The sequence below is a fragment of the Nostoc cf. commune SO-36 genome (assembly GCF_023734775.1).
GTDB lineage: Bacteria > Cyanobacteriota > Cyanobacteriia > Cyanobacteriales > Nostocaceae > Nostoc > Nostoc commune_A.
This window is the reverse complement of the sequence record NZ_AP025732.1, coordinates 1066943-1069537: the sequence shown is the minus strand read 5'-3', so window position 1 is coordinate 1069537 and position 2595 is coordinate 1066943. Positions and strand designations below refer to the sequence as shown.

The window sequence follows — 2595 nt, the reverse complement described above, 5'->3', positions numbered from 1 at the left end:
ACTTCCGCACGGGAGCAAATCAAGTTAACGGTATAGTAATCTGACCTTACAAGCCAATCAACTTGCTTGGACATACAGCCTCGGTGCAGCCGCCGAAAACTCCGCTGGTGCTGATCTCAATGATGTTGGTGTTGATAACCTCAATGTTATGGAGTTATCTAGTTTAGACTTAGCTGCGATCGCTGGCAACTTTGACACTGTAACCATCGGTCGTACCAATGCAGGCAACCAGATGACCATCGGGGATGTAATGTATGGTACTACAGGCAAGATGGTCGCCGCACCCCGCAATCCAGAAGCTTATCAACCGGAGTTCCGCAATACCACAATCCTCAAAACCGATCATCTCGATGTCAGAGGTGACGTTCGCGCCACTAGTGAAAATCTCACCATTGAAGCTCGCACTGCCCAAATTAACAAGCAAAATTTCCACAACCCCAATGGTGTGCCTGATTCCGGTATTACTGCCGATAATCTCGTAATGAACCTGACTGAGCAAATGGTAGTTAGTGGTTGGTTACGCGTACTCAAAATGTCAGCATCAACATTCAAGGTAGTACAGGTACTAATACCCTAGTTAGCTACGAAGACGGTATTAATAGCCTAAAAAACAGATATCGGTAGTGATATTACTGTCCTGCAAAGTGGTAGTTTAGCCATTAACACTAGTGATAGCATCAAGATAGCTGGTTTAGTCGAAGCCAAAGGAGTTAATTCCGGTATTGATATCTGGGCTGATACAATGACCCAGGTCATGGAAGGTGGTGTGATAGCCGCCCGTGAAGATTACGGTAATATAAAGGTTTCTGCTGGTGAATTGGTGATTATTGAGAGTGGAGGTGCAGTCACCGCAGGCGCTCGTTTTGATGAAATTAACGGTAAACCCACTGCCGTGAAGACAGGCAAAGGTGCAGACGCAACGATTATCTCGCCGCATGAATTGGTAATTAAAGGTACTGTCACCACCAGCGACCAGATGAAGCTCAGTGCTGGTAGTCCCTTAAATCATTACTACGATGACTACTTCAGTAAGTTACCTAAAGATGCTAAGGGTAAGGATCATTATCTAACAGCCATTGGTGAAGATCAATTTGGTATGCTGATCACTGGTACATTAACCAGTCTGGCTGATGACACCACCTTGGAATTAGTTTCTAGTGATGACATTATTATCCGGGGCAACATTGATGTTCTTGGTCATAATTCTGACCTGAAGATTAGTACACCAACTTGGGTTTACTTAGAAACTTTCCTTAATGTCCAAGATAACATCACCATCGAATGTGGTTTTGATGCCAATGGTAACAGCACTAATGGCGCAAATACCGAAGGTTCTAGTGTTTATGTTCACGGCACAGCCAGAATTAACACCAAGCAAGCGGGTAGCAGTATCAATATTCGCGGAGCGCAAGATGTTGACATCTTAGGTACAGTAGTTGCTGGTGGTACGATTGGCGAAACTGGCGTAACCTGGGCTGGTAACGACTCTACCGTTATCGTTACCGCAGGTCAACAAATCTTCTTAGATACTGGTCTACTTGCGTCTAAGTCTGTAACCATGAATGGTGGTATTGCTGGCGCTGATGATAATGGCATTGGCTTACTGGTGACAACTGCTGGTGGTGCAACCGCAATGGGCTTAACCTCCGATGGTTCTGGCGCTTTAATCGCTATGAACAATGCCGGGAACATGGAAATGATGGGTACTTTGGTATCCGGTGGTAAGTTAGTCCAAGTCTTTGATAATAACGGTAATCTGCTCTCACAAACCATTGACTGGTCTGGTAACTACGGTAAAATTAACATTCAATCTGCTGGTCAAGCCTTTATTGGTGGTCATACCGTTAATAAACAAGGTGAGCCGATTGAAACTGGCGGTTACTTATTCGCCCACGACTATATTAAAGTAACAGGGGGCGCACACAGTTCTGGAACAGGTGCATACATTCAAGCCGCCAGTGAATTAGTTACTCATGCTGCTAATAGTTCCATTGAAATCAACGCCGCCCAAGATGCAGATGTTCAAGGTTTATTAGCACCAGGTGGCGAAGTTACCACAGTCCGAGACAGCAAAGGCTCTTACATGGGTCGCTATGTCAATGTCAAAGACTTTGGCGGCCAATCAACCATCAAAATTACCGCAGAAAATCAAGTCAGAATTGGTCAAACCTTGCGTGCAGGTAAACAAATTGACCTGATTGGTGGTATTGATCCTGTAGAAGCAGGCGTAAACCACTCCGGTAAAGGGATGGTGCTTTATGGCTCAACGCAGATTTCAACTTGGGGCAAAGATAGCCAAATCAACCTGAATGCACCAGGAAGAATTGACATCCTTGCACCTGCACACACCAACGAAATTGAAGCCGCAGGTTTCTACGAATTCGCAACTGGTGTAGTCAGTCAAGATGTCACCTTAAAACTACGCCTTGATAAAGTTGGCTATAAAATGAAGCTGATGTCACTCTATCTGCTAGTGCTACTGCTGATAACACTCAAGTAGGAAATTTAGTAGCAGACTTAAATAACGCTATTAAGAACGCAACTTGGAAGGTTGTAAGCTCTCAAGATACTACCACCCGTCCAATTGGTAGCACC

At 44.7% G+C, this 2595-nt stretch carries 2 protein-coding genes; both read left to right on the top strand.

The window, feature by feature from the left end:
• The first annotated feature begins 148 nt into the window (after positions 1 to 148).
• Positions 149 to 577, top strand: coding sequence for a hypothetical protein (locus ANSO36C_RS04765; protein WP_251958610.1), 429 nt, complete (start codon positions 149 to 151; stop codon positions 575 to 577).
• Between the two features lie 165 nt (positions 578 to 742).
• Entirely contained in the window at positions 743 to 2500 is a 1758-nt protein-coding gene (locus ANSO36C_RS04760; protein ID WP_251958609.1) for an autotransporter outer membrane beta-barrel domain-containing protein, read from the top strand.
• Positions 2501 to 2595 lie beyond the last annotated feature (95 nt).

Excerpts from the sequence above, each read along its gene's own strand:
- ANSO36C_RS04760 (WP_251958609.1), top strand. The coding sequence starts at position 743 with ATGACCCAGGTCATGGAAGGTGGTGTGATAGCCGCCCGTGAAGATTAC.
- ANSO36C_RS04765 (WP_251958610.1), top strand. The coding sequence starts at position 149 with ATGGAGTTATCTAGTTTAGACTTAGCTGCGATCGCTGGCAACTTTGAC.